General features: G+C 71.7%; 22 protein-coding genes. 10 read left to right on the forward strand and 12 right to left on the reverse strand.

The window, feature by feature from the left end:
* Positions 1 to 8: 8 nt before the first annotated feature.
* The 7 genes from ACWGJ2_RS00215 to ACWGJ2_RS00245 all read right to left on the reverse strand — a co-directional run bounded on the left by ACWGJ2_RS00215 (position 9) and on the right by ACWGJ2_RS00245 (position 9474).
* On the reverse strand, positions 9 to 1214 hold the full coding sequence (locus tag ACWGJ2_RS00215; protein ID WP_453343628.1) for an acyl-CoA dehydrogenase family protein: 1206 nt from the start codon (positions 1212 to 1214) through the stop codon (positions 9 to 11).
* A 1-nt stretch (position 1215) separates the two neighbouring features.
* Positions 1216 to 1746, reverse strand: a complete 531-nt coding sequence (locus ACWGJ2_RS00220; protein ID WP_453343629.1) for a MaoC family dehydratase — start codon at positions 1744 to 1746, stop codon at positions 1216 to 1218.
* 2 nt (positions 1747 to 1748) lie between these two features.
* Positions 1749 to 2711, reverse strand: a complete 963-nt coding sequence (locus ACWGJ2_RS00225) for an HpcH/HpaI aldolase/citrate lyase family protein (RefSeq protein WP_453343630.1) — start codon at positions 2709 to 2711, stop codon at positions 1749 to 1751.
* Positions 2708 to 4765 carry a protein meaA gene (locus ACWGJ2_RS00230; protein ID WP_453343631.1) on the reverse strand — a complete coding sequence of 686 codons (2058 nt, stop codon included), beginning with the start codon at positions 4763 to 4765 and terminating at the stop codon, positions 2708 to 2710. Before ACWGJ2_RS00230 ends, ACWGJ2_RS00225 begins: the two co-directional genes overlap by 4 nt.
* A gap of 36 nt (positions 4766 to 4801) precedes the next feature.
* On the reverse strand, positions 4802 to 6139 hold the full coding sequence (gene ccrA / locus ACWGJ2_RS00235; RefSeq protein WP_453343632.1) for a crotonyl-CoA carboxylase/reductase: 1338 nt from the start codon (positions 6137 to 6139) through the stop codon (positions 4802 to 4804).
* 654 nt (positions 6140 to 6793) lie between these two features.
* Positions 6794 to 7591, reverse strand: coding sequence for a TetR family transcriptional regulator (locus ACWGJ2_RS00240; protein WP_453343633.1), 798 nt, complete (start codon positions 7589 to 7591; stop codon positions 6794 to 6796).
* A gap of 89 nt (positions 7592 to 7680) precedes the next feature.
* Positions 7681 to 9474 carry a 3-hydroxyacyl-CoA dehydrogenase family protein gene (locus ACWGJ2_RS00245; protein WP_453343634.1) on the reverse strand — a complete coding sequence of 598 codons (1794 nt, stop codon included), beginning with the start codon at positions 9472 to 9474 and terminating at the stop codon, positions 7681 to 7683.
* Positions 9475 to 9872: 398 nt separating this feature from the next.
* Here ACWGJ2_RS00245 and ACWGJ2_RS00250 point away from each other — a divergent pair, with 398 nt between their 5' ends.
* Positions 9873 to 10475, forward strand: a complete 603-nt coding sequence (locus ACWGJ2_RS00250) for a HEAT repeat domain-containing protein (RefSeq protein ID WP_453343635.1) — start codon at positions 9873 to 9875, stop codon at positions 10473 to 10475.
* A 53-nt stretch (positions 10476 to 10528) separates the two neighbouring features.
* Here the strand turns inward: ACWGJ2_RS00250 and ACWGJ2_RS00255 are convergent, their stop codons facing one another.
* Together ACWGJ2_RS00255 and ACWGJ2_RS00260 are read right to left on the reverse strand one after the other, a co-directional pair.
* Complete coding sequence (locus ACWGJ2_RS00255; protein ID WP_453343938.1) at positions 10529 to 11041, reverse strand: N-acetyltransferase family protein; 513 nt, start codon at positions 11039 to 11041, stop codon at positions 10529 to 10531.
* Positions 11042 to 11099: 58 nt separating this feature from the next.
* On the reverse strand, positions 11100 to 11630 hold the full coding sequence (locus tag ACWGJ2_RS00260) for a pyridoxamine 5'-phosphate oxidase family protein (RefSeq protein WP_453343636.1): 531 nt from the start codon (positions 11628 to 11630) through the stop codon (positions 11100 to 11102).
* Between the two features lie 164 nt (positions 11631 to 11794).
* Between ACWGJ2_RS00260 and ACWGJ2_RS00265 the strand changes: the two genes are divergently transcribed.
* Positions 11795 to 12262 (forward strand): ATP-binding protein, encoded by a 468-nt coding sequence (locus tag ACWGJ2_RS00265; RefSeq protein ID WP_453343637.1) that lies wholly within the window; start codon positions 11795 to 11797, stop codon positions 12260 to 12262.
* A 120-nt stretch (positions 12263 to 12382) separates the two neighbouring features.
* Here ACWGJ2_RS00265 and ACWGJ2_RS00270 read toward each other — a convergent pair whose 3' ends face one another.
* The 3 genes from ACWGJ2_RS00270 to ACWGJ2_RS00280 form a co-directional block, all read right to left on the reverse strand.
* Positions 12383 to 12799, reverse strand: a complete 417-nt coding sequence (locus ACWGJ2_RS00270) for a heavy metal-responsive transcriptional regulator (RefSeq protein ID WP_453343638.1) — start codon at positions 12797 to 12799, stop codon at positions 12383 to 12385.
* A gap of 9 nt (positions 12800 to 12808) precedes the next feature.
* On the reverse strand, positions 12809 to 13252 hold the full coding sequence (locus ACWGJ2_RS00275) for a RidA family protein (protein ID WP_453343639.1): 444 nt from the start codon (positions 13250 to 13252) through the stop codon (positions 12809 to 12811).
* 86 nt (positions 13253 to 13338) lie between these two features.
* Positions 13339 to 14373, reverse strand: coding sequence for an Rv2578c family radical SAM protein (locus ACWGJ2_RS00280; protein WP_453343640.1), 1035 nt, complete (start codon positions 14371 to 14373; stop codon positions 13339 to 13341).
* Positions 14374 to 14540: 167 nt separating this feature from the next.
* Here ACWGJ2_RS00280 and ACWGJ2_RS00285 point away from each other — a divergent pair, with 167 nt between their 5' ends.
* The 8 genes from ACWGJ2_RS00285 (at position 14541) to ACWGJ2_RS00320 (ending at position 24430) form a co-directional block, all read left to right on the forward strand.
* Complete coding sequence (locus ACWGJ2_RS00285; RefSeq protein ID WP_453343641.1) at positions 14541 to 14987, forward strand: SRPBCC family protein; 447 nt, start codon at positions 14541 to 14543, stop codon at positions 14985 to 14987.
* A gap of 182 nt (positions 14988 to 15169) precedes the next feature.
* The gene (locus ACWGJ2_RS00290) at positions 15170 to 17638 is read left to right on the forward strand and encodes a SpoIIE family protein phosphatase (protein ID WP_453343642.1); all 2469 of its coding nucleotides are present in this window, start codon (positions 15170 to 15172) and stop codon (positions 17636 to 17638) included.
* A gap of 161 nt (positions 17639 to 17799) precedes the next feature.
* Entirely contained in the window at positions 17800 to 18561 is a 762-nt protein-coding gene (locus tag ACWGJ2_RS00295) for a class I SAM-dependent methyltransferase (protein ID WP_453343643.1), read from the forward strand.
* 75 nt (positions 18562 to 18636) lie between these two features.
* Positions 18637 to 19470 (forward strand): M55 family metallopeptidase, encoded by an 834-nt coding sequence (locus ACWGJ2_RS00300; RefSeq protein ID WP_453343644.1) that lies wholly within the window; start codon positions 18637 to 18639, stop codon positions 19468 to 19470.
* The gene (locus tag ACWGJ2_RS00305; RefSeq protein WP_453343645.1) at positions 19463 to 20902 is read left to right on the forward strand and encodes a M20/M25/M40 family metallo-hydrolase; all 1440 of its coding nucleotides are present in this window, start codon (positions 19463 to 19465) and stop codon (positions 20900 to 20902) included. The genes ACWGJ2_RS00300 and ACWGJ2_RS00305 overlap by 8 nt, the downstream gene beginning before the upstream one ends.
* 29 nt (positions 20903 to 20931) lie before the next feature.
* Entirely contained in the window at positions 20932 to 22953 is a 2022-nt protein-coding gene (locus ACWGJ2_RS00310) for a S9 family peptidase (RefSeq protein WP_453343646.1), read from the forward strand.
* Positions 22950 to 23891: a S66 peptidase family protein gene (locus tag ACWGJ2_RS00315; RefSeq protein WP_453343647.1), complete on the forward strand. Its 942-nt coding sequence runs from the start codon at positions 22950 to 22952 to the stop codon at positions 23889 to 23891. The genes ACWGJ2_RS00310 and ACWGJ2_RS00315 overlap by 4 nt, the downstream gene beginning before the upstream one ends.
* A complete protein-coding gene (locus ACWGJ2_RS00320; protein ID WP_453343648.1) occupies positions 23888 to 24430 on the forward strand; it encodes a DinB family protein in 543 nt (180 codons plus the stop codon). Before ACWGJ2_RS00315 ends, ACWGJ2_RS00320 begins: the two co-directional genes overlap by 4 nt.
* Positions 24431 to 24466 lie beyond the last annotated feature (36 nt).

Genomic DNA, 24466 nt, shown 5'->3' on the forward strand with positions numbered 1-24466 from the left:
AAGGACATTCACCCCTGGAAGCGGTACTCCTCCAGCAGGCGGCGGCCCACGATCATTTTCTGGATCTCGGCGGTTCCTTCGCCGATCAAGAGCATCGGCGCCTCTCGGTAGAGCCGCTCGATCTCGTACTCCTTGCTGAAACCGTACCCGCCGTGGATACGGAACGCGTCCTCCACTACCTCCTTGCAGTACTCGGAGGCGAGATATTTGGCCATACCCGCCTCAAGGTCATTGCGCTGCCCGGAGTCCTTCTTGCGGGCTGCGCCCACCATGAGCGCGTGCGCGGCCTCGACCTTGGTACCCATTTCGGCCAGCTTGAACTGGATGGCCTGGTGCTGGGCGATCGGCTTTCCGAAAGTGTGGCGTTGCTGTGCGTAGTCGATGCCCAATTCGAAGGCACGCTGCGCCACACCGCAACCACGCGCCGCGACATTCACCCGGCCGACCTCCACGCCGTCCATCATCTGATAGAAGCCGCGGCCGGTCTCTCCGCCGAGCACGCGGTCGGCCGGAATTCGCAGGTCCTGCATGATGAGCTCGGTAGTGTCGACGCCCTTGTAGCCCATCTTGTCGATCTTCCCGGGGATGGTCAGGCCCGGCTTGACCTCGCCGAATCCCGGCTCCTTCTCCACCAGGAAGGTCGTCATGGACTTGTGCGGGGCCGTGCCCTCCGGGTGGCCCTCGTCGGTGCGGCACAGCACCGCGACGAGCGTCGAGGAGCCGCCGTTCGTCAGCCACATCTTCTGTCCGTTGAGCAGAAAATCGTCGCCGTCGCGCACGCCCTTGGAAGAGATGGCCGACACGTCGGAGCCGAGCGCGGGTTCCGACATCGAGAAGGCGCCCCGGATCTCGCCGGCCGCCATCCGCGGCAGGAAATAGTCCTTCTGCTCCCGCGTTCCGTGCTGCTTGAGCATGTAGGCCACGATGAAGTGCGTGTTGATGATGCCCGACACGCTCATCCAGCCGCGGGCGATCTCCTCCACGCACAGCGCGTAAGTGAGCAGCGACTCCCCGAGGCCGCCGTACTCCTCCGGGATCATCAGGCCGAAGATCCCGAGTTCCTTCAGTCCTTCGACTATCTCCGCGGGGTACTCGTCCTTGTGCTCCAGCTCCGTGGCGACAGGCAGGATCTCCTTGTCGACGAAACTACGGACGGTGGAGAGGATTTCCCGCTGGATCTCCGTCAGCCCGTCGGTCTGCGCGAGACGTCCCATCTCACTTCTCTCCCTTCCGCGCGGCCGGAGCCTCACGAAGCTCCGGGCGGCCCGGCTGTTCTCCGCCGCGCTCCTTGATGTACGCCTCCGTGGGCACCATCACCTTGCGCCGGAAGACGCACACCAGGGTGCCGTCCTGGTTGTAGCCCTTGGTCTCCACGTGCACGACACCCCGGTCGCTCTTGGACCGCGACGGCGTCTTGTCCAGCACCGTCGTCTCGCCGTAGATCGTGTCCCCGTGGAAGGTGGGGGCCACGTGCTTGAGCGACTCCACCTCCAGGTTGGCGATGGCCTTGCCCGAGACGTCCGGCACGGACATGCCCAGCAGCAGCGAGTAGACGTAGTTGCCGACGACGACGTTCTTGCCGAAGTCCGTCGTCCGCTCCGCGTAGTTGCTGTCCATGTGGAGCGGGTGGTGGTTCATGGTGAGGAGGCAGAAGAGGTGGTCGTCGTACTCGGTGACCGTCTTGCCCGGCCAGTGCTTGTAGACGTCACCGACCGTGAACTCCTCGTAGGTGCGGCCGAACTGCATGATCACGCCTCCGGGGGCTCGAACGTCGTGGTGCGGCGCATGCCCGCCGCGCGGCCCTTGCCCGAGATGACCAGGGCCATCTTGCGGCTGGCCTCGTCGATCATCTCGTCGCCGAGCATCGCCGAGCCCTTCTTGCCGCCCTTCTCGGAGGTGAAGTACTCGTACGCGTCGAGGATCATCTCGGCGTGGTCGTAGTCCTCCTGGGAGGGCGAGAAGATCTCGTTCGACGCCTCGACCTGGCCCGGGTGCAGCACCCACTTGCCGTCGAAGCCGAGCGCGGCGGCGCGCTGGGCGACCTCGCGGTAGCCGTCGACGTTCTTGATCTGGAGGTAGGGCCCGTCGATCGCCTGGAGGTCGTGCGTACGGGCCGCCATCAGGATCCGCATCAGGATGTAGTGGTAGGCGTCCGCCGGGTAGCCGGGCGGCTGCTCGCCCACGACCAGGGACTTCATGTTGATGGACGCCATGAAGTCCGCGGGGCCGAAGATGATGGTCTCCACGCGCGGCGAGGCGGCGGCGATGGCGTCGACGTTGACCAGGCCCTTGGCGTTCTCGATCTGGGCCTCGATGCCGATCCGGCCGACCTCGTAGCCCATCGTGGTCTCGATCTGGGTCAGCAGCATGTCCAGTGCCTGCACCTGCTGCGCGTCCTGCACCTTCGGCAGCATGATGCAGTCCAGGTTGGCGCCCGCGCCCTCCACGACCGTGATCACGTCGCGGTACGTCCAGTGCGTCGTCCAGTCGTTGACCCGCACGACCCGGGTCTTGCCGGTCCAGTCGCCCTCGTTGAGGAACTTGACGATGGTGTGCCGTGCGTCGGGCTTCGCCAGCGGTGCGCAGGCGTCCTCCAGGTCGAGGAACACCTGGTCGGCGGGGAGGCCCTGGGCCTTCTCCAGGAAGCGCGGATTGCTCCCGGGTACGGCGAGACAGGACCGCCGCGGACGGAGACGGTTGACGGGGCTCATGCGGGGACCTCCAGGGGGTCGAGCTGGTTCGCTGTGCGGATCTCGTCGACGATACGGCCGATGATCTCCGTGATGCCGAAGTCCTTCGGGGTGAAGACCGCCGCGACTCCGGCGGCCCTGAGCGCTTCGGCGTCGGCCGACGGGATGATGCCGCCGACGATCACGGGCATGTCGGTGACGCCCGTGCGCCGCAGCCGCGCCAGCACGTCCGGCACCAGCTCGGCGTGCGAGCCGGAGAGGATGGACAGGCCGACGCAGTGCACGTCCTCGGCGACGGCCGCCGAGACGATCTGTTCCGGGGTGAGCCTGATCCCCTGGTAGATCACCTCGAAGCCCGCGTCGCGGGCCCGTACGGCGATCTGCTCGGCTCCGTTGCTGTGCCCGTCGAGGCCGGGCTTGCCCACCAGCAGCCGGAGCTTGCCGACGCCGAGGTCGGCCGCCGTCGCGTCGACCTTCCTGCGCACCCCGTCCAGGACCGAGCCCTCCTCGACGGGTACGGCGACGGGCGCGCTGCTCACGCCCGTAGGGGCCCGGAACTCGCCGAACACCTCGCGCAGCGCGCCCGCCCACTCGCCGGTGGTCACGCCCGCGCGGGCGCACTCCAGGGTGGCCTCCATCAGGTTGGCGTCGGTGGCGGCTGCCTCCTTCAGCAACTGGAGCGCCTGCGCCGAGCGCGGGTGCACATACGGCTCGTCGCGCGTGGCACGCCACCGCCCGATGGCCTCCACGACCTGCTTCTCCGTCGCCGGGTCCACGGTCTGGATGACCGTGTCCAGGTCGGCGGTGAGCGGGTTCGGCTCCGTCGACTCGTAGCAGTTGACGCCGACGATCTTCTCGTCGCCCGACTCGATACGGCCGCGCCGCTCCGCGTGCGAGGCGACGAGCTGGGACTTGAGGTAGCCGGACTCGACGGCCGCCATGGCGCCGCCCATCTCCTCGATGCGCCGCATCTCGGTGAGGGACTCGTCGATCAGCTCCTCCACCTTCTTCTCGACGACGTGGGAGCCCGCGAAGATGTCCTCGTACTCCAGCAGATCGCTCTCGTGCGCCAGCACCTGCTGGATGCGCAGCGACCACTGCTGGTCCCAGGGCCGGGGGAGGCCCAGGGCCTCGTTCCAGGCGGGCAGCTGGACGGCGCGGGCGCGCGCGTCCTTGGACAGGGTCACGGCCAGCATCTCCAGCACGATGCGCTGCACGTTGTTCTCGGGCTGGGCCTCGGTCAGGCCGAGGGAGTTGACCTGCACGCCGTAGCGGAAGCGGCGCTGCTTGGGGTTCTCGATGCCGTACCGCTCGCGGGTGACCTTGTCCCAGATGCGGGTGAAGGCCCGCATCTTGCACATCTCCTCGACGAAGCGGACGCCCGCGTTCACGAAGAACGAGATGCGGGCCACCACGTCGCCCATCCGCTCCTGCGGCACCTGCCCGGAGTCGCGCACGGCGTCGAGGACGGCGACGGCCGTGCTCATCGCGTACGCGATCTCCTGGACGGGCGTCGCCCCGGCCTCCTGGAGGTGGTACGAGCAGATGTTGATCGGGTTCCACTTGGGGATGTGGCTGACGGCGTACGCGATCATGTCCGTGGTCAGGCGCAGGGACGGCACCGGCGGGAAGACGTGCGTCCCGCGGGAGAGGTACTCCTTGACGATGTCGTTCTGCGTCGTCCCCTGGAGTTGGGAGATGTCGGCACCCTGCTCCTCGGCGACCACCTGGTAGAGCGCCAGCAGCCACATGGCCGTGGCGTTGATGGTCATCGAGGTGTTCATCTGCTCCAGCGGGATGCCCTCGAACAGCCGCCGCATGTCACCCAGGTGGGAGACCGGGACCCCGACCCGGCCGACCTCGCCACGGGCGAGGATGTGGTCGGGGTCGTATCCGGTCTGCGTCGGCAGGTCGAACGCGACCGACAGACCGGTCTGTCCCTTGGCGAGGTTGCGCCGGTACAGCTCGTTGGACGCCTCGGCCGTGGAGTGCCCTGCGTAGGTCCGCATCAGCCACGGACGGTCCTTTTTCCTGTGTTCGCTCGCCTCCGGGCGCGCGCCCTTCGGCTCACTCACCCCGAGGGGTTCTGCTGGATCAGTCACGGACTGGCCTCACACGTTCCGGAAGAGGTTGATGCCGTCGATGTGCCGGGCCCGCTTCTCCTCGTCGCGCACGCCGAGTCCCTCCTCGGGGGCGAGCGCGAGGACGCCGACCTTGCCCTGGTGGAGGTTGCGGTGCACGTCGTAGGCGGCCTGCCCGGTCTCGTCCAGGCGGTACGTCTTCGACAGCGTCGGGTGGATCTTCCCCTTGGTGATCAGCCGGTTCGCCTCCCACGCCTCGCGGTAGTTCGCGAAGTGGGAGCCGACGATCCGCTTCAGCGACATCCACAGGTAGCGGTTGTCGTAGGAGTGGTCGTAGCCCGAGGTGGAGGCGCAGGTCACGATGGTGCCGCCCTTGCGGGTGACGTAGACGCTCGCGCCGAACGTCTCGCGGCCCGGGTGCTCGAAGACGATGTCCACGTCCTCGCCGCCGGTCAGCTCACGGATGCGCTTGCCGAAGCGCTTCCACTCCTTCGGGTCCTGGTGGTGCTCGTCCTTCCAGAACCGGTAGTCCTCGGCGTTCCGGTCGATGATCGCCTCCGCGCCCATCCGGCGGCAGATCTCCGCCTTCTGGTCGCTGGAGACCACGCAGATCGGGGTGGCGCCACCTGCCAGCGCGAACTGGGTCGCGTACGAGCCGAGGCCGCCGCTGGCGCCCCAGATCAGCACGTTGTCGCCCTGCTTCATGCCGGCGCCGTTGCGGGAGACGAGCTGTCGGTAGGCGGTGGAGTTGACCAGCCCGGGAGCCGCGGCCTCCTCCCAGCTCAGGTGGTCGGGCTTGGGCATGAGCTGGTTCGACTTGACCAGCGCGACCTCGGCGAGCCCGCCGAAGTTGGTCTCGAAGCCCCAGATGCGCTGCTCGGGGTCGAGCATCGTGTCGTTGTGCCCGTCCGCGCTCTCCAGCTCGACGGACAGGCAGTGCGCCACGACCTCGTCGCCCGGGCGCCAGGCGTTCACGCCCGGCCCGGTGCGCAGGACGACGCCCGCGAGGTCGGAGCCGATGACGTGGTACGGGAGGTCGTGCCGCTTGGTGAGCGGGGAGAGGCGGCCGTACCGCTCCAGGAACGCGAAGGTCGAGACGGGCTCGAAGATCGACGTCCACACGGAGTTGTAGTTGACCGAGGAGGCCATGACGGCCACCAGTGCCTCGCCCGGGCCCAGCTCGGGCACGGCGACGTCTTCGACGTGCAGCGACTTGCGCGGGTCCTTCTCCCGTGAGGGGAGGCCGTCGAACATCTCGGCCTCGTCCTTGTGCACGGTCACCGCGCGGTAGGACTCCGGGAGGGGGAGGTTCGCGAAGTCGTCTGCGGTCGTGTCCGACGCGAGGATCGCGTCGAGGATCTTGTTCACGGTAATGCCTCCGGCGAAGCGCTGATGAGGGAGAAACGCTTGAGGGGTCGTCGGTTGTGAGGCAGTGCCGTCGGTTCGGCTCAGTGGTGCGTGAGGGGCGGCGCCGGGTGGGGCGCCTTTTGAGGTTGCCTGTGACGCAGGCGTCCGGACGTACGCGGGGTAGAGCCGCTGGGACAGCGCCCGGACTACTTCACGGTATGACACCCAGTGCCAGCGCACAAGACACTGCGTGCCTTTTTCGTTCCGGCGGCACCCCCGCCCTGGTCACCGTCGGTTTTCCGGCCCGCAACCTTTTCCCGTCGCGGCAACCGGGTGCTCGGTGCGCTGGGCGGGGGCAACTTTTGTTCCGCCGCGACGGCGGCGCGCCAGGACGGCGGATTCCGGCGGTGCCCGTCGGGCCGGGGGCCCGGTGCGCTGGGCAGGGGCGGACCCTGCCGCGGGGGCCCGGCACCGCAGGTCCGGGGTGCGGGGTGCGGGCGCCTGCGACTGCACCCTTTTCCCGCCGCGATGGCGGCGCGCCACGACGGCGGATATCGGCGGTGCCGAACAGGCCGGACCCGGACAGGGATGAACGCGGCCACAACGCGTACCGGACCACAACGCGCGCCGGGTCACATGGCGCGGCCCGCGATGTGTCGGCGGCCCTGTGAGGCGTCAGCCGTGCTGGAGCGCCTGCTCGATCGTGCGCATGATCTCGCCGAGCGGCGCATCCGTGCGCGCGACAGTGACCAGCACCTCGTCCTCCCGCGACACCGTCGCGGTCGCGGACGCGGTGGCCGAGGACCCGTCCCCGGCGACGAGCCGGGACGCGCCGAGCCCCGTCCCGAACGTCTTGCGGACGATCGCGAAGGCGTGGTCCAACTGCGCCTCCACGTCCCCCACCGCACCCCCGCGCAGCCACCGCCGCAGCACATGATTGTGCGCGGTGACCACGGCGGACGCCGCGACCTCCGCGAGCAGCGGCTCGTCGAAGTCGCCGCCCCCGTCACGGTGCGCCGCCTCGTCGAAGTGCCCCAGCAGATAGCGGGTGAACAGCCGCTCGTACCGCGCGACGGAGGCGATCTCGCGCTCGCGCAGCGCGGGCACCTCGCGCGTCAGCTTGTACCGCTCCACGCTGCCCTTCGGCGAGGACGCGTACATCTTCATGACTTCCTTGATGCCGCGGCACACCGTGTCGAGCGGGTTCTCGTGCGCGGGCGCCGCCTCCAGCACGGCCTGGGCCCGTACGAGTGTGTCGTCGTGGTCCGGGAAGATCGCCTCTTCCTTGGAGCGGAAGTGCCGGAAGAACGTGCGCCGTGCCACACCGGCCTGCGCGGCGATCTCATCGACGGTCGTCGCTTCGTAACCCTTCGTCGCGAACAGCTCCATCGCCGCCGCCGCCAACTCACGGCGCATCTTCAGACGCTGGGACGACGCGGCATGCGAACGGGAAGGCTTCACGGGCTCCGACATGTGTGGAACGTTACATGCTGTGACGGACTCCAGGGACGGGCCGCCGTCGCCCGAGGGCTCCAGCAGCCCGCCCCACCGGGAGGCCCGCGTCACTGGCGCGCGTACTCGCGGAAGCCCCGCCCCGTCTTCCGGCCCAGACACCCCGCGGCCACGAGGTGCTCCAGCAGCGGCGCGGGCGCCAGCCCCGGGTCGCGGAACTCGCGGTGCAGCACCTGCTCGATGGCGAGGGACACGTCCAGCCCGACGACGTCGAGCAGTTCGAAGGGCCCCATGGGGTAGCCGCCGCCGAGCTTCATCGCGGCGTCGATGTCCTCCAGGCTGGCGTAGTGCTCCTGGACCATCTTCACGGCGTTGTTGAGGTACGGGAACAGCAGCGCGTTCACGATGAAGCCCGCGCGGTCGCCGCAGTCCACCGGGTGCTTGCGGACGGCCGCGCACACCTCGCGGACGGTGGCGTGCGCCTCGTCGCCGGTCAGCACCGTGCGCACGACCTCGACGAGCTTCATGGCGGGCGCCGGGTTGAAGAAGTGCATGCCGATGACGTCCTGCGGGCGCGAGGTCGCGCGGGCGCAGGCGACGACGGGGAGGGACGAGGTCGTGGTGGCCAGCACGGCGCCCGGCTTGCACACCTTGTCCAGGGTCGCGAAGAGCTGCCGCTTGACCTCCAGGTCCTCCGCGACCGCCTCGACGGCCAGATCCACCTCGGCCAGCGCCTCCAGGCTCCCGGCGGCCGTGATCCGGGCCAGCGCCGCGTCCCGGTCCTCCTGGCTCAGCCGCCCCTTCTTCACGGACCGGTCCAGGGAGGAGGCGACGCGCGCCTTCGCCTTCTCCGCCTTCGCCTCGCCGCGCGCCGCGAGGACGGTCGCGTAGCCCGCCTTCGCGAAGACCTCCGCGATGCCGCTGGCCATGGTGCCCGAGCCCGCGACGCCGACGGCGTGCACGGGGCGCGCGGAAGCGCCGGTGCCCGTCGCGTCGGGGCTCAGCGCGTCCGGGACCGTCACGGAGCTGCCGGGCGCCTCGTACGTGTAGAAGCCGCGCCCCGCCTTCCGCCCCGTCAGCCCGGCCTCGCTGAGCTGGCGCAGCACGGGCGCGGGCGCGTGCAGCCTGTCGTGGGACTCGGCGTACATCGCGTCCAGGACGGTGCGGGCCGTGTCCACGCCGATCAGGTCCAGCAGCGCGAGCGGGCCCATCGGCAGCCCGCAGCCCAGCTTCATCGCGGCGTCGATGTCCTCGCGGCTGGCGTAGCGCGACTCGTACATCGCCGCCGCCTGGTTGAGGTAGCCGAAGAGCAGCCCGTCGGCGACGAAGCCGGGGCGGTCGCCCACCGCGATGGGCTCCTTGCCCAGTTCCTGTGCGAGCGCCGTCACCGCCGCCACGGCTTCGGGCGAGGTCAGGACGGAGGAGACGACCTCGACGAGCTTCATGGCGGGCGCCGGGTTGAAGAAGTGCAGGCCCAGCACGCGCTCGGGGCGGTCGGAGTCGGCGGCCAGCCGCGTCACGGACAGCGCGTTGGTGCCGGTGGCGAGGATCGTGTCCGGCTTGACGACCGTGTCGAGGGTGGCGAAGACCTGGCACTTGGTGTCGTAGTCCTCGGGCACGACCTCGATCACGAGGTCTGCCTCGGCGGCGGCCTGGAGGTCGGGGAAGGTGCGGAAGCGCGCCAGCGCGTCCCGCCGCTCGGCCTCGGTCATCCGCTCGCGGCGCACGGCGCGGGCTGTGGAGGCTTCGAGCGCTGTGGCGGCGTTGCGCGCCGCCGCGTCGTCGGTGTCGATGCCGATGACCTCGCGGCCCGCGCGGGCCAGGATCTCGGAGATGCCGGTGCCCATGGTGCCGAGGCCGACGACAGCGATCGTGTTCAGGGACTTCAGGGGCGGACGGTCCATCACGGGACTCCAGGAAATTCGGTGACACAGGCCCCCGGAGGGGCGTGCAGATGAGGGTGGGACCGGGGCGCGGACACACGCGCGCGCCAGGCGTGGAACGCACGGCGCGGCACGCGGAAACACGCGTACGGCGAGGGAGTTGTGAGCCTGTGCTTTCCGGGGGAAGCTGCGTCCGACGGCGGCTGTGCCGCGTGGACGCCGACCCCGGCGGCGGGTCCTGTCCCGGGACCCGGCCGTACTCGACATACCGAACCGACTGCACTCTCGGCGGCTGCGTCACCAGGCCGCCTGAGCGGGGGTACCGCTCTGATGAGCACCGTAACTCGTGGGTAACCAATGCGCCAGGGGTATGGCACACCCAAGGCTGTGGCAGGGACCACGTGGGGAGGAAGGCGTAAGTGGGCGACCCATTCCGATCGTTGATCGATCGTTTACGAGGAGAGGCGGAGCCGGCCGAGTACGAGCGGCTGATCAAGCTCGCCAGGCAGAACACGCCCGAGGCCCGCGACCAGCTCGCCTCCGTGCTGACCGAGCCGGGGCGGCCCCTGTGGGCGCTGGAGTTCGCGGCCTTCGCGCTGGGCAGCGCGGGCGACGCGCGGGCCTTCGAGACGCTGATCTTCATGCTGAACTACCGCGACCCGGTCCGCTGCGCCACGGCCGCGCAGGCGCTGGCGCGGCTGCGCGACCCGCGCACAGCGCGCGCCGCCTCGGCCCTGGCGACGAACGAACTGCGGACCGCGTACGCCCTGCACGCGGTCCGCCTCCTCACCTCGCTCCGCGCCCCCGAATCCGTGCCCACCCTGATCTCCGTGCTCCAGCGGCTCCTGATGGGCCCGGTCCACTACTGGCCGATCGCGGAGGCGTGCGTGCAGGGGCTGGGCGCGCTGGGCGACCGCCGCGCCATCCCCGTCCTCGACGCGGCGGCCGAACACCACCGCCTCTCCCCGGCGGCGAAGGCGGCCCGCGCCCGCATACCCCCGCCGGTGCGGGGGCGGCGCTGAGGGGATCTTCGACGGGGCGCAGACGGGGGCGGTACGGGAGCGGTGCGGGGGCGTCAGAGTGGGCGCCCGTACCGGATCTCGGGCACCGGTGTGCCGTCCACCTCGTACGTGCTCTCGGCGCCGTCGGCCGTGAAGCCCGCCCGTTCGTAGAACCGGCGGGCACGCGCGTTGCCCGTCACGACCCAGAGCAGTATCCGACGGAATCCGCGCGCCCGGGCGCGCTCCAGCGCGGCGTCCATCAGCGCGCGCCCCGTGCCGGTGCCGATCAGCTCCGGCCGTACGTAGACCGCGTACAGCTCGGCGGCGTCGTCGGCGGCGGTGCTGCCCGCGCCGGCCCCCTGCCGGTACGGGCCGACCGCGGCCCAGCCCGTGACGGTGCCCGCCGCGTCCTCCCCGACGAGGTTGCTGACCCGGCCGAGCGTGGCCGCGAAGATCTCCCGCCGCCGCACGGCGCTCTCCTCGGCCGACATCGCGTCCAGATACCCCTGGGGCATCAGCCCGGCGTACGCGTGCTGCCAGCCGCGCACGGTCAGTTCCGCGACCGCCGCGCTGTCGTCCGCCCTCATCTCCCGTACGCGCACGAGCGGATGATGGCAGAGCGCCGCGCCCAGGGCCCTGCCCTTGTCAGCCGTCCTCGCGCGGTGGGCTGTCGTCGTTGCCGCGGCGCACGACGCGCAGCGGGCGTCCGGGGCGCCAGGTCTCCAGCACCATGTCGGAGCCCTCGACGTATGTGCGCACGACCTCCGTCAGCTCGGTCCTGAAGAGGTGGAACACCTCCGGGACCTCGCCCTCGGGAGCCGCCTCGGCGAAGCCGGCGAGCACTTCGGGGTCCGTCACCTCAATGGCGCGCCCCGAGATCCGTACGTCGCCGCCGTGCGCCACCGTCACCATCTCCGTGCCGCTGCCAGGGTTGACGTGCAGCGAGAAGCGCGGGTCGCGTCGCAGGTCCAGGGCCTTGCGGGAGTTCGGCATCATGCCGAGCCACAGTTCGCCGCGGCTGAAGTCGGCCTCGATGCCGCTCAGTCTCGGAGACCCGTCGGCGCGCAGCGTGGCGAGTACGTGGTGCTTGTACGGAGCGAAGCGCTTCACGGCGGTCTCGGCGAGGCCGGGTTCGGCGGCGGCGAACGCGGCCCAGTTGCAGGGGTCGTAGGTCATGCGGTCATGCTGGCGCGGATACCCGACATCTTCTGTCCGGATTGTGCGCGTGCCGGAGGTGGATCACCCCGCACGGCGGGTAGGACGCCGGACAGGGCCCTGTTGTCCATCGAGCAAGGTTGTCCATCGAGCAAGCTCGGCAGACCGGCAGGAGCGTGATCACCATGGCTTCCGCGGCCACCATGGCCACCACGGAATCCGACAGCGGCCATACGGCGCTCGCCCCGCGCGAGTACACGAGGCCACACATCCAGCGGCTGCCTCTCGCGCAGGCCGACGTCGACACCGCGCGCACCTTCACCCGTCAGTGTCTGGAGGGCTGGCAGTTCGAAGATCCGGGGTTCGCCTCGGACGTGACGCTCGTCGTCAGCGAACTCGTCGGCAACGCCGTTCAGCACGCCATCGCGCCCGAGGAACTCCGGCTGATCCGGCACCCGGGGGGCGTACTGGTCGAGGTCGACGACATCGGCCCCGGCCGTCCGGTGCCCCTGCCCCCGAGCGTCGAACGCGGCCATGGGCGCGGCCTCGCCATCGTCGACGCGCTCGCCTGCCGCTGGACGGTGCGGGAGCGGGGGAGCGGGCGCAAGACGGTGCGCGCCGTCATGGGGTACCCGGGCGCGGCTGCTGTCTGACGTCCGACGCCGACGCCCACGCGGAGGCCGCCCGGCGGCTCGCCCGGCCGCCGACCCGGCGCGGGCCGGACGGGGGGGCTGGCCGGGGGCTGAACGGGGCCCGCACACGGGCCGGGCGGGTCAGCCCGTACGGCCGCCGTCGAGCGCCGGGCGGACGGCGCCGTTGTCGCCCTGCCCGCAGCGGTCGCCGGTGACCTCGGCCTCGGCCTCGGTCAGGCGCCGCAGCGACGCCTTCACCCGCTCCAGCGCGGCGATGCGCGCCTCCACGTGGCGCAGGCGCTCCTCGATGAGCGCGGCGACGTGTCCGCAGGTGACGTGTCCCGCGTCGCGGAGGGACAGGACGCGGCCGACCTCGGCGAGCGTCAGACCCGCCGTCTGCGCCGCGCGGATGAGCGCGAGGCGTTCGGCGGCGTCCGGGGGATAGTCGCGGTATCCGGATGGTGTGCGGGGAGGCGCGGGAAGGAGTCCCGCTTGCTCGTAGCACCGGATGGTCTTCGTGCTGACCCCGGCCGCGTGAGCGAGAGCACCGATGCGCATGCCCCCAGACTATGCCCCGGGCCTCTCCCCGCCCCGGCCTTCACCGCGGCCCTCGCCACCGCTCACGAGCGCGAACGCCTCGACCTCCAGCAGGAGATCGGGCCGGAAGAGCGCGGCCACCTGGACGGCGGTGCTGGCCGGGGGCCGTGCGGTGTCGATGTGCGCGTCGCGGGCCTCCCTGATCGCCGGGAGGATGCCGACGTCGGTCGTGTAGAAGGTCAGCTTCACCACGTCCTCGAAGGTGGCGCCCGCCTCGGCGAGGCAGCGGCGCAGGTTCTCGAAGACCTGACGGGCCTGGGCCGCCGGATCGCCAGGGCCGACGAGTTCGCCGTTCCCGTCGAGGGCGACCTGCCCGGAGACGGCGACGAAGCGGCCCTCGCCCCAGACGACATGGCTGTATCCGTTGCCCGGTGCGACGCCGGACGGTGCGGTGATGTGGGTGAGTGAGGACATGCGGCAGATGATCACCCGCGCGGTATCGGACCGGCCACCGGATTTACGGGGCGCCCGGGGAGTGTGGGGCGTCCGTCGGAGCAGGGTCAGAGCAGGGTGAGCTGCGTGCAGTGCGGGGAGTCCGGCTCCTGGGGATCCTCCGGGCTGACCGAGATCCGCCGGGCCGCTCCGGGCGCCGAGGGCCCGATGCCGTACTCGGCCGCCAGCTCGTGGACCTGGCGCGTGATGCGGCGCTGGTACCACTTGGGAGCGTAGGCGCCGTCCGCGTACAGCGCCTCGTAGTGCCGCACGAGATGCGGGTGGTGCAGGCCGAGCCAGCTCATGTACCACTCGCGGGCGCCGGGCCGCAGATGGAGCGCCAGCGGCGTGACGGACGTCGCGCCCGCGGCGGCCACGGCCCGCACGGTGGCGCGCAACTGCGCGGGCGAGTCGCCGAGGAAAGGGATGACCGGGGCCATCAGGACCCCGCAGGGTATGCCGTGCTGGCTGAGCGTGCGCACGACGTCCAGGCGCCGCTCGGGCGCTGGCGTGCCCGGCTCGACGGTGCGCCACAGCTCCTCGTCCGTGAAGCCGACGGAGACGGAGACGCCGACGTCCGAGATCGCGGCGGCCGAGCGCAGCAGATCGAGGTCGCGGAGGATCAGCGTGCCCTTGGTGAGGATCGAGAAGGGGTTCGCGTAGTCGCGCAGCGCCGTGAGGATGCCGGGCATCAGGCGGTAGCGGCCCTCGGCGCGCTGATAGCAGTCGACGTTGGTGCCCATGGCGATGTGCTCGCCGAGCCAGCGGCGGGAGCCCAGCTCGCGGCGGAGCAGCTCGGGCGCGTTGACCTTGACGACGATCTGGGAGTCGAAGTCCTGGCCCGTGTCGAGGTCGAGATAGCGGTGGGTGCCGCGCGCGAAGCAGTACACGCAGGCGTGGGTGCAGCCGCGGTACGGGTTCACCGTCCATTCGAACGGCATCCGCGAGGCTCCGGGCACCCGGTTCACGAGTGAGCGGGCCCGGATCTCGTGGAAGGTGATGCCCCGGAACTCCGGGGTGTCGAACGTACGGGTCACGGCATCGGTACCGAAGAGCACGGGGTCGGCCGCCGCTCCGTCGCCGTTCAGATTCTCCCAGCGCATGGAGCCTCCTCCTACCGGTGCCACGTTCTCGTACCCGAATAGAACACCTGTTCCCTTCGAGTCTGTCAACCCGGATTTGGGCGGCGGACCCGGGGGTGATTGGCTTGCCGCCAGGGGCCGTGGTGACCACCAGTGAGCCCCTTCAGGTGGCTACGACAGGAGGACTGATGGCGCAGGTCGAGGCGACCACGCAGCGTGAGATCGCCGCCAAGCCGGACGACGTGTTCGACGCGCTCGCCGACTACAGCGGGACCCGGCCCAAGCTGCTGCCGGAGCACTTCAGCGAGTACGAGGTGCGCGAGGGCGGCGACGGGGACGGCACCGTCGTGCACTGGAAGCTCCAGGCCACGAGCAAGCGGGTGCGCGACTGCCTGCTGGACGTCACCGAGCCGACCGACGGCGAGCTGGTCGAGAAGGACCGCAACTCCTCCATGGTCACCACCTGGAAGGTCACCCCCGGCACCGCCGAGGGCACCTCGCGCGTCACGGTGACGACGGTGTGGAACGGCGCGGGCGGCATCGGCGGCTTCTTCGAGAAGACCTTCGCGCCCAAGGGGCTCGCCCGGATCTACGACGAGCTGCTCGGCAAGCTCGCCGCAGAGACGGAGAAGTGACGCGGAGCGTTCACGTCCCCCGGCGCCCGGCGGGCCCCTGAGCCTCCGGGCGCCGGGTGGTCGGCTGTGCGCTCTGCGGTGCGATCGGTGGCGGACGCCCCCGGGATTCCCCGTTGCCCCGCACCGCGCCCCCGCGCCGCCGTACCGTGGACGCGGAGCCACGGGAAGGGAGAACGGTCCCCATGGAGCGAGCGGGAGAGACCGCGGAGGGGGCGCGACCCCTCCCGCTGGGACGCCTTCCGCTCGCGGTGGTCGTCGTCGACGGCGAGGGACTCGTCTCGCACTGGAGCACAGGCGCGCGCAAGCTCTTCGGGTACGCGCGCGAGGAAGCCGTCGGCGCGCTCGCGGTCGAACTCATGCCGATAGCCGGGGCCTTCGGCAACGTCGCGGGCTGGCGTGGCGACGAGGGGCTGACCGGCGGGTTCGACCACCCGGGGCACTCCGTGCGGAGCGAGGAGCGGGGCTGCGGGAGGACGGCGTACGCGACGGCCGGACGCGCCCGTACGGCCGATCCTGGCAGCGGCTCAGGGGACGTCGTCTGGTGGGCGTACCCCCTCGTGGGGCCCGACCCGGGGCGGCTGCTGGTGCTCGCCGCCGACGCGTCCCGTGTCCAGGCGGCCGACGAGGCCGAACACCACCGCGTCGCGCCCGGATTCGCCCTGCACACGGAGTTCCCCGGCTCCGACGAGCTGGCCGGCAGGCTCCCCGAGATCCTGCCGAGCATGAGCCCCCAGGAGAGCGCGCGGATCGTCTCGCAGGTCCTCGAACTCGGCTATCCCGTGCTGGAGATCAGTCAGCACGAGAGGGTCCCCGTCACTCCCGACTGGGGCGTGCCCCGGCGGGTGGAGCGGCGCACGCGGCTGCTGCGCGCCGTCGAGGAGGCGGCCCCCGAGGACGCCGAGTCGGCTGCGCGCGAGCTGGAGTCGGACCTGGAGTACGCGGCCGTACGGGAGCGCCTGGAGTTCCTCAACGAGGTCAGCGGACGCATCGGTTCCTCGCTCGACCTCGCCCGCACGATCCAGGAGGTCAGCGAGGCCGTCGTGCCCCGCTTCACCGACGTGGCCGGGACCTATCTGCGGGAGCAGGTCGTCGCGGGGGAGGGGTTCCCCGAGGGGGCGCCGGACGCGACGACGATGTGGCACCGGGTCGCCGTCGAGCACAACGACGAGCCGGGGCGCTGGGACGACGTGGTGCCGGTGGGCGAGTCGATGCCCTTCCCCGTGCACACGCCGTTCTTCCAGTGCATGACCACGGGCGAGCCCGTGCTGGTGCCGCGGATCAGCGAGGAGATGGGGCACGCCATCGCGGCGCAGTTCGAGAAGCGGGACATCAGCCCGCTGATCAACAACCGCTCCATGCTCGTGGTGCCGCTCAAGGCGCGCCATGTGGTGCTGGGCTTCATGATCCTGCTGCGGCACCGCTCGCGCGCCGAGTTCAACGACATGGACCGGGTGACGGGCGCCGAGCTGGCGGCGCGTGCGGGGCTCGTCCTGGACAACGCGCGGATGTACGCGTATCAGGAGAACGTCGCGGAGACGCTCCAGGACAGCATGCTGCCCCGCGTCCAGCCGCGCACGGCGGGCTGCGACACGGCCACCCGCTATCTCCCGGGCACCCGGCTGGGCCGCGTCGGCGGCGACTGGTTCGACACCATCAAGCTCCCCGGCTCGCGCACGGCCCTGGTCGTGGGCGACGTGATGGGGCACGGGCTCAACTCGGCGGCGATGATGGGCCAGTTGCGTACGGCCGTACAGACCCTCGCGGCCCTCGATCTGCCGCCCGCGCGGCTGCTGCGCAAGCTGGACGACCTCGCGCAGCGGCTGGGCGACAACTATCTGGCCACCTGTCTCTACGCCGTCTACGACCCGATCAGGGCCGAACTCCAGATGGCCAACGCCGGTCACATCCCGCCCGTTCTCGTGCGCGCGGCCGACGGGAACAGCCAACTGCTGGAGCTGCCGACCGGCGCGCCCATCGGGGTCGGCGAGGTGCCCTTCGAGACGGTGACGCTGGACGTCGCGCCCGGTGACCGGCTGGTGCTGTGCACGGACGGGCTCGTGGAGGTGCGCGGCGAGGACATCGGCGAGGGGCTCGCCGCGCTGTGCGAGTCGGCCGCGCACCCCGCCGCCTCCATGGACGACGCCTGCGACACGATCATCCGCGAGCTGGCCCGCACCACCACGGCGGGCCGCGCGGGCCGCAAGGACGACGTGGCCCTGCTGATGGCCCGCCTCAACGGCATCGGGCCCGAGGACGTGGCGGGCTGGAAGCTGCCCGCCGAGCCCCGGCAGGTGGCGCGGGCGCGGCGGCTGGCGCGGGAACGGCTGGTGCGCTGGGGGCTGGCGGAACTGGACGGCGGCGCGGTCGGCACGGTGGGGGACGCCGTCGAACTGCTGGTGAGCGAGGTCGTCACCAACGCCGTGCGGCACGCGCGGGGCGAGCGGTTCGAACTCCGCCTGGTGCGCACCGACGTCCTGCTGTGCGAGGTGTCCGACGAGGATCCGGCGCTCCCGGTGCTCGTGGAGGCGGCGGAGGACGACCTGTACGGGCGCGGGCTGCGCGTCGTGAGCCGTCTGGCGCGCGAGTGGGGAACGAGCCGTTCCGTGCGCGGCAAGACCGTGTGGTTCGAGCTGTCGCTGCCCGGACGCTGAGGCGGCCCTGAGCGCCGGGCGGCGCGCGCGTCGCCGTCCGGGCGCGTGCGTCGGGAAGGGGCTACGGGAAGGGGCTCCGGCGGGGGTTGACGGGGCCCGCTGTGTTCTCGAATGTTCAACCAACACAGGCTCGTTTTCCCACGCGCGCTCAGGGGGCAGGGATGAACGCACTGACGGAGTACGCCGACGCCTGGGACGGTTTCTGGCGGGACGCGCCGCCCGGCGAGGGGGCCGTCCTCTGGGACGCGGCACCCGAAGAGGTCGCGGCCCTGCACCTGCCCCTGCTGCTCTCGCACACCCCGGGCACGCTGCCCCTGGTCGACGTCGGCTGCGGCAACGGCACCCAGACCCGCTTCCTGGCGCGGCACTACGCGCGCGTGATCGGCGTGGACCTGTCGGGAACGGCGGTGGAGCGGGCGCGCGGGGAGACGGAGGGAACGGGGGAAGGGACCTCCCAGGGGACGGCGGTCTCCCGGGGGACGGTGGAGTTCCGGCGGCTGGACGCCGCCGACCCGGCACAGGTGGGCAAGCTGGGCGAGGAGCTGGGGGACGCCGACGTCTATCTGCGGGGCGTGCTCCACCAGTGCGGGCCCGACGACCGCGCCCGCATCGCCGCGTCCGTCGCCACGCTCGTCGGACGCCACGGGCGCGCCCTGGTCGTGGAACCCGCCAGGGCGGCGAAGGACGTCCTGCTGCGCCTGATGCGGCGCGAGGAGGGGCCGCCGCCCGCGCTCGCCGCCGTCTTCTCGCACGGCATCGCGCCCGTCGGGATGGACGACGGCTCGGTGCCGGGACTGTTCCGCGCCGGAGGCCTGCGGGTGTTCGCCAGCGGGTCGCTGCCGCTCGTCCTGACGGTCCCGGGAGCCGACGGATCACCGGTCGCGCTGCCCGCCAACTGGCTGGTCGTTGGGCGGAACGGATGACGTGAAGAGGTCCATACCTCTGTAGTTATCCACAGGGCTGTCGTGGTCTGTGCCGACCGCGTAACGTTTCCGGGCATGAAGATCCTCATCAGCGCCGACATGGAGGGCGCCACAGGTGTGACCTGGCCTGCGGACGTGCTCCCCGGCACCCCGCAGTGGGAGCGCTGCCGCTCGATGTTCACCTCGGACGTGAGCGCGGCGGTGGCCGGTTTCTTCGACGCGGGCGCGGACGAGGTCCTCATCAACGAAGCGCACTGGAGCATGCGGAATCTGCTGCTGGAGCGCTTGGACGACAGGGCCCAGATGCTCACCGGCAGGCACAAGTCGCTCAGCATGGTCGAGGGCGTCCAGCACGGTGACGTGGACGGCGTAGCGTTCGTCGGCTATCACACCGGCGCGGGCGACGAGGGCGTGCTCGCCCACACCTATCTCGCCAATTCGCTCACCGGCGTCTGGGTGGACGGCGTGCGCGCCAGCGAGGGCCTGCTCAATTCCCTCGTCGTCGCGGAGTACGGAGTGCCGGTCATCCTCGTCACCGGGGACGACCGCACCGTCGAGGACGCCAAGGGCTATGCCCCGGAAGCCCTCGGCGTCGCCGTGAAGGACTACGTCTCGCGGTACGCCGCGGTGTGCCGCACCCCGGGAAGAACCGCGGCCGACATCAGGGAAGCGGCGGCCAAGGCGCTGGCGCTGGCGGGCCGTACCACCCCGGCAGCCCCGCAGGAGCGCACCGTGGAGATGGAGTTCGACGCCGAGCACCTGGCCGGGGCCGCCACCGTGGTCCCCGGAGTGGAAAGGGCGGGGGAGCGCCGCGTGGCGTACACCTCGCCGGACATGTACGAGGGGATTCGCTGCTTCAAGGCTGTCACCACAGTCGTGTCGTCAGCGGTGGAGGAACAGTATGGCTGAGTGGGCCGGAAGCGCCGGAGGAGCGGCCAGGGCCGCGCGGGCAGCGGACGGGACGGAGGGCGCGGAGGAAGGGGAACACCTCGCGCACGCCGGTCCCGCCGTGCCCGTAGGGCACGTGGACCAGCGTGCGCTGGACGAGGTGGTCACCTACACCTCCGAGCTGATCCGTATCGACACCACCAACTACGGCGGCGGCCGGGGAGCCGAGCGCCCCGCCGCCGAGTACGTCGCCGAGCGGCTCGTGGAGGCGGGTCTCCAGCCGACCCTCCTGGAGAAGGCACCCGGCCGCACGAACGTCGTCGCCCGCGTCGAGGGCACCGACCCGACGGCGGACGCGCTCCTCGTCCACGGCCACCTCGATGTCGTGCCCGCCGAACCCGCCGACTGGACCGTGCACCCCTTCTCCGGTGAGATCCGGGACGGCGTGGTATGGGGCCGCGGCGCCATCGACATGAAGAACATGGACGCGATGGTGCTCTCCGTCGTCCGGGCCTGGGCGCGGGCCGGGGTGCGCCCCCGGCGCGACATCGTCCTCGCCTTTACCGCTGACGAGGAGGACAGCGCCGATTTCGGCTCGGGCTATCTCACCGACCAGCACAGCGCCCTCTTCGAAGGGTGCACGGAAGGCATCAGCGAGTCCGGCGCCTTCACCTTCCACGCGGGGGAGGGGATGCGGCTGTATCCCGTCGCTGCCGGAGAGCGCGGCACCGCCTGGCTGCGGCTCACCGCCAAGGGCAGGGCGGGGCACGGCTCGAAGGTGAACCGGGCCAACGCCATCAGCAGGCTCGCCGCCGCCGTCACCCGCATCGGCGAGCACGAGTGGCCCGTGCGGCTCACCCCCACCGTGCGCGCGGCACTGACGGAGCTGGCGCGGCTCAACGGGCTGGGGGTGCCAGAGCTGGACGCGCCCGGCTTCGATGTCGACGCACTGCTCGCCCGCCTGGGCCCGGCCGCCGCCCTGGTCGAGCCCACGGTGCGCAACAGCGCCAACCCGACCATGGTCGAGGCGGGTTACAAGGTCAACGTCATCCCGGGCAGTGCCACCGCCTATGTGGACGGGCGGATGCTTCCGGGCGGCGAGGAGGAGTTCCAGGAGACCCTGGACCGGCTCACGGGGCCCGATGTCTCGTGGGAGTTCCACCACCGGGAGGTCCCCCTCCAGGCGCCCGTGGACGCCCCCTCGTTCGCCGCGATGAAGGAGGCGCTGGAGCACTTCGACCCGGACGCGCACGTCGTGCCGTACTGCATGTCGGGCGGCACCGACGCCAAGCAGTTCTCCCGGCTGGGCATCGCGGGGTACGGCTTCTCGCCGCTGCGGCTGCCGGAGGGCTTCGACTATCAGGCGCTCTTCCACGGAGTCGACGAGCGGGTGCCGGTGGACGCGCTCCACTTCGGAGTACGCGTCCTCGACCGCACACTGCTCGCGCTCTAGCTCTTGCTCTTCCAGGAGGCTGACACCCCATGGCGACCATCCAGGCCCCCTTCGGCAGCTGGCCGTCACCCATCGACGCGCGGCTCGTCGCCGCGCACGACGGGCGGCCCGAGTATCTGGGTTCCGTCGGCGAGGAGGTGTGGTGGACCGAGCCCCGCCCCGAGGAGGGCGGCCGAAGGGCCCTGGTCCGGCTCGCCCCCTACGGTCAGGGCGAGCCCGCCTCGGTCCTGCCCGCGCCGTGGAACGTCCGCAACCGCGTCATCGAGTACGGCGGCCAGCCCTGGGCGGGCGCTCCCCGCGCCGACGGCGGGCCCCTCGTCGTCTTCACCCACTTCGGTGATCAGCGCCTCTACGCCTACGAGCCCGACGCCCCCGGCGCGGCCCCCGTGCCGCTCACCCCGCTCTCGGCCGTGGTGGAGGACGGACTGCGCTGGTGCGATCCCGTCGTGCTGCCCGAGCGGGGCGAAGTGTGGTGCGTCATGGAGGAGTTCACGGGACCGGGCCCCACTGAGCTGCGGCGCGCCCTCGTGGCCGTGCCTCTGGACGGATCGGCGGCGGACGACCGCTCGCGCGTCCGCGAACTGCACGGGGACGGCAGCCGCTTCGTGACAGGGCCTCGCCTGTCGCCCGACGGGCGGCACGTCGCCTGGATCGCCTGGGACCACCCGGCGATGCCCTGGGACGGCACCGAGGTCAAGGCGGCGCTGGTGACCGAGGCGGGCGAGTTCACCGGGGTGTGCACCGTCGCGGGAGGACCCGAGGAGTCGGTGCCGCAGATCGAGTGGGCGGCCGACGGCGCGCTGCTCTACGCCTCGGACGCGAGCGGCTGGTGGAACCTCCGGCGCCTGGAGCCCGACGCGTGGCAGCGCGGGCCCGCCTCGGGGACGGCACTGTGCCCGAGGGAGGAGGAGTTCGCCGCGGGGCTGTGGCGGATAGGCCAGAAGTGGTTCCAGCCGCTGCCGAGCGGACTCATCGCCACCCTGCACGGCCGCGGCTCCATGACGCTCGGCATCCTGGACCCCGAGACGGGCGATCTCGTGGACGCGCCGGGCCCCTGGACCGAGTGGGGGCCGACGCTGGCCGTCACCGGCACCCGCGTCACCGGCGTCGCCGCCAGCCCCCGCACGGCGTACGAGATCGTCGAACTCGACACCTGCACGGGCCACAGCCTCGTCGTCGCCTCCCGGCACGAGGACGCGATCGATCCGGCCTACTACCCCGAACCGCTCATCCGCACCTTCGCCGGCCCCGAAGGGCGCGACATCCACGCCCACCTCTATCCGCCCCACCACCCCGAGCGCACGGCGGCCGAGGGCGAGCTTCCGCCGTACGTGGTCTGGGCGCACGGCGGCCCGACGAGCCGCGCCCCCCTCGTCCTCGATCTGGAGATCGCCTATTTCACCTCGCGCGGCATCGGCGTCGCCGAGGTCAACTACGGCGGCTCGACGGGCTACGGCAGGGAGTACCGCAACAGACTGCGCGAGCAGTGGGGCGTGGTGGATGTCGAGGACTGCGCCGCCGTCGCCCGCACCCTGGCCGAGGAGGGCACCGCCGACCCCCGGCGGCTCGCCATCCGCGGCGGCAGCGCGGGCGGCTGGACCAGCGCCGCATCCCTGACCTCCCCGGCCGCCGCCGGGCTCTACGCCTGCGGCACCATCACGTACCCCATCCTCGATCTGGCGGGCTGGGCCACCGGCGAGACCCACGACTTCGAGTCGCGGTACCTGGAGTCGCTGGTGGGCCCCCTCGCCGACTACCCGGGGCGGTACCGCGAGCGCTCGCCGATCAACCACGCCCAGCGCATCTCCGCGCCCTTCCTGCTGCTCCAGGGCCTGGAGGACGTGATCTGCCCGCCCGTCCAGTGCGAGCGGTTCCTGGAGAAGGTGGACGGGCGCGCCGTCCGGCACGCCTACATCGCCTTCGAGGGCGAGGGGCACGGGTTCCGGCGCGCGGAGACCATCGTGCGCGCAGTCGAGGCCGAACTCTCCCTGTACGCGCAGACCTTCGGGATCCCCCGCGAGGACGTGCCCATGGTGGAGCTGAGCAAATGACCGTCACCCTCGGCTCCCTCGCCAGGCCGCGCAGGCTGCGCCCCGGCGATCGCGTGGCCCTCGTCGCGCCCAGCGGGCCCGTGCCCCGCGAGCGGCTGGAGGCGGGCGTGGAACTGCTCACCGAGTGGGGCCTGGAGCCGGTCGTCATGCCCCATGTGCGCGACAGGCACCCGGAGTGCGACTATCTCGCGGGCACGGACGCCGACCGCGCCCGCGACGTCCAGGACGCCTGGTGCGATCCCTCGCTGACCGCCGTCCTGGCGGCCCGCGGCGGCTACGGCACCCAGCGCGTCCTCGATCTGCTGGACTGGGAGGCGCTGCGCGCCGCGGGGCCCAAGCTGTTCGTCGGGTACAGCGATCTGACCGTCCTGCACGAGGCCCTGGCCCTGCGCCTGGGCCTGGCCTCCCTCCACGCGCCCATGACGGCCACCGCCTCCTTCCTCAAGGACCAGGCCACCCAGGACCATCTGCGGCGCACCCTCTTCGAGCCGGAGACGATGCGCGAGGTGGGCCCCGGACCCGCCACCCGCACCCTGGTCCCGGGCCGGGCGCGCGGCATCACCCTCGGGGGCAACCTCTCCCTGCTCGCCGCCGAGCGCGGCACGCCGAACGCGCGCCCGTCGGCCGCCGGAGGGATCGTGCTCCTGGAGGACGTGGACCAGCCCCCGTACAGCCTGGACCGGATGCTGACGCAACTGCTGCGCTCGGGCTGGCTGGAAGGCGTCGCGGGCATCGCGCTCGGCTCCTGGACCGGGTGCGGGCCGCCGGAGGAGGTGCGCGCGGTGCTGCGGGAGCGGCTGGCGCCGCTGGGCGTCCCCGTCGTGGAGGAGCTGGGCTTCGGCCACGGCCCCTCCACCCTGTCGCTGCCGCTGGGCGTCCCCGCCGTCCTGGACGCCGATGCCCGCACTCTGACGTACGACGCGCCGGGCCTGCTGTGACCGGACCCGTGATTCCGCCGCTGCCGCCGGGCGAGCCCGAGCCCACCGTCGCGGACCCGCACGCCCTCCTGTCCGGCTATCTCGACTACCACCGTGCCGCGCTGCTGCGGAAGCTCGACGGACTGTCCGAGGACGAGCTGCGCGGCAGCCGCCTGCCGTCCGGGTGGGCGCCGCTGGAACTGCTGCGGCACCTCACCTACGTCGAACGCCGCTGGCTGTCCTGGGGGTTCGCGGCGGAGCCCGTGCCGGACCCGTGGGGCGATCACGCGGGCGGGGAAGCGGACGGGCGGTGGTACGTCCCGGAGGGGACGGCCACCGAGGAGGTGTTCACCGCCTTCCACGAGCAGTGCGCGCGCTCGCGGAGCGTGGTGGCGGGGGTGCCGCTGGGCACGCGTGCGCGGACCGGGGGCCGTTTCCCCGACGGGGAACGGGCGCCGTCGCTGGCCTGGATCCTCTTCCACCTGCTCCAGGAGTACGGGCGCCACCTCGGCCATCTCGACGTCGCGCGGGAGCTGGCCGACGGCAGCACGGGGGAGTGACGCGGCGGCGTCGGTCCGGAGGGGGCGGGCGGGGAA

This window comes from Streptomyces sp. NPDC054796 (assembly GCF_053611545.1).

What these genes read in the sequence shown, in the direction of transcription:
- ACWGJ2_RS00270 (WP_453343638.1), bottom strand. Translation starts at nt 12,799, where the DNA reads ATGCGCATCGGTGCTCTCGCTCACGCGGCCGGGGTCAGCACGAAGACC.
- ACWGJ2_RS00305 (WP_453343645.1), top strand. Translation starts at nt 19,463, where the DNA reads ATGGCTGAGTGGGCCGGAAGCGCCGGAGGAGCGGCCAGGGCCGCGCGG.
- ACWGJ2_RS00285 (WP_453343641.1), top strand. Translation starts at nt 14,541, where the DNA reads ATGGCGCAGGTCGAGGCGACCACGCAGCGTGAGATCGCCGCCAAGCCG.
- ACWGJ2_RS00265 (WP_453343637.1), top strand. Translation starts at nt 11,795, where the DNA reads ATGGCTTCCGCGGCCACCATGGCCACCACGGAATCCGACAGCGGCCAT.
- ACWGJ2_RS00245 (WP_453343634.1), bottom strand. Translation starts at nt 9,474, where the DNA reads ATGGACCGTCCGCCCCTGAAGTCCCTGAACACGATCGCTGTCGTCGGC.
- ACWGJ2_RS00295 (WP_453343643.1), top strand. Translation starts at nt 17,800, where the DNA reads ATGAACGCACTGACGGAGTACGCCGACGCCTGGGACGGTTTCTGGCGG.
- ACWGJ2_RS00240 (WP_453343633.1), bottom strand. Translation starts at nt 7,591, where the DNA reads ATGTCGGAGCCCGTGAAGCCTTCCCGTTCGCATGCCGCGTCGTCCCAG.
- ACWGJ2_RS00255 (WP_453343938.1), bottom strand. Translation starts at nt 11,041, where the DNA reads ATGAGGGCGGACGACAGCGCGGCGGTCGCGGAACTGACCGTGCGCGGC.
- ACWGJ2_RS00315 (WP_453343647.1), top strand. Translation starts at nt 22,950, where the DNA reads ATGACCGTCACCCTCGGCTCCCTCGCCAGGCCGCGCAGGCTGCGCCCC.
- ACWGJ2_RS00300 (WP_453343644.1), top strand. Translation starts at nt 18,637, where the DNA reads ATGAAGATCCTCATCAGCGCCGACATGGAGGGCGCCACAGGTGTGACC.
- ACWGJ2_RS00290 (WP_453343642.1), top strand. Translation starts at nt 15,170, where the DNA reads ATGGAGCGAGCGGGAGAGACCGCGGAGGGGGCGCGACCCCTCCCGCTG.
- ACWGJ2_RS00215 (WP_453343628.1), bottom strand. Translation starts at nt 1,214, where the DNA reads ATGGGACGTCTCGCGCAGACCGACGGGCTGACGGAGATCCAGCGGGAA.
- ACWGJ2_RS00220 (WP_453343629.1), bottom strand. Translation starts at nt 1,746, where the DNA reads ATGCAGTTCGGCCGCACCTACGAGGAGTTCACGGTCGGTGACGTCTAC.
- ACWGJ2_RS00275 (WP_453343639.1), bottom strand. Translation starts at nt 13,252, where the DNA reads ATGTCCTCACTCACCCACATCACCGCACCGTCCGGCGTCGCACCGGGC.
- ACWGJ2_RS00260 (WP_453343636.1), bottom strand. Translation starts at nt 11,630, where the DNA reads ATGACCTACGACCCCTGCAACTGGGCCGCGTTCGCCGCCGCCGAACCC.
- ACWGJ2_RS00225 (WP_453343630.1), bottom strand. Translation starts at nt 2,711, where the DNA reads ATGAGCCCCGTCAACCGTCTCCGTCCGCGGCGGTCCTGTCTCGCCGTA.
- ACWGJ2_RS00310 (WP_453343646.1), top strand. Translation starts at nt 20,932, where the DNA reads ATGGCGACCATCCAGGCCCCCTTCGGCAGCTGGCCGTCACCCATCGAC.
- ACWGJ2_RS00280 (WP_453343640.1), bottom strand. Translation starts at nt 14,373, where the DNA reads ATGCGCTGGGAGAATCTGAACGGCGACGGAGCGGCGGCCGACCCCGTG.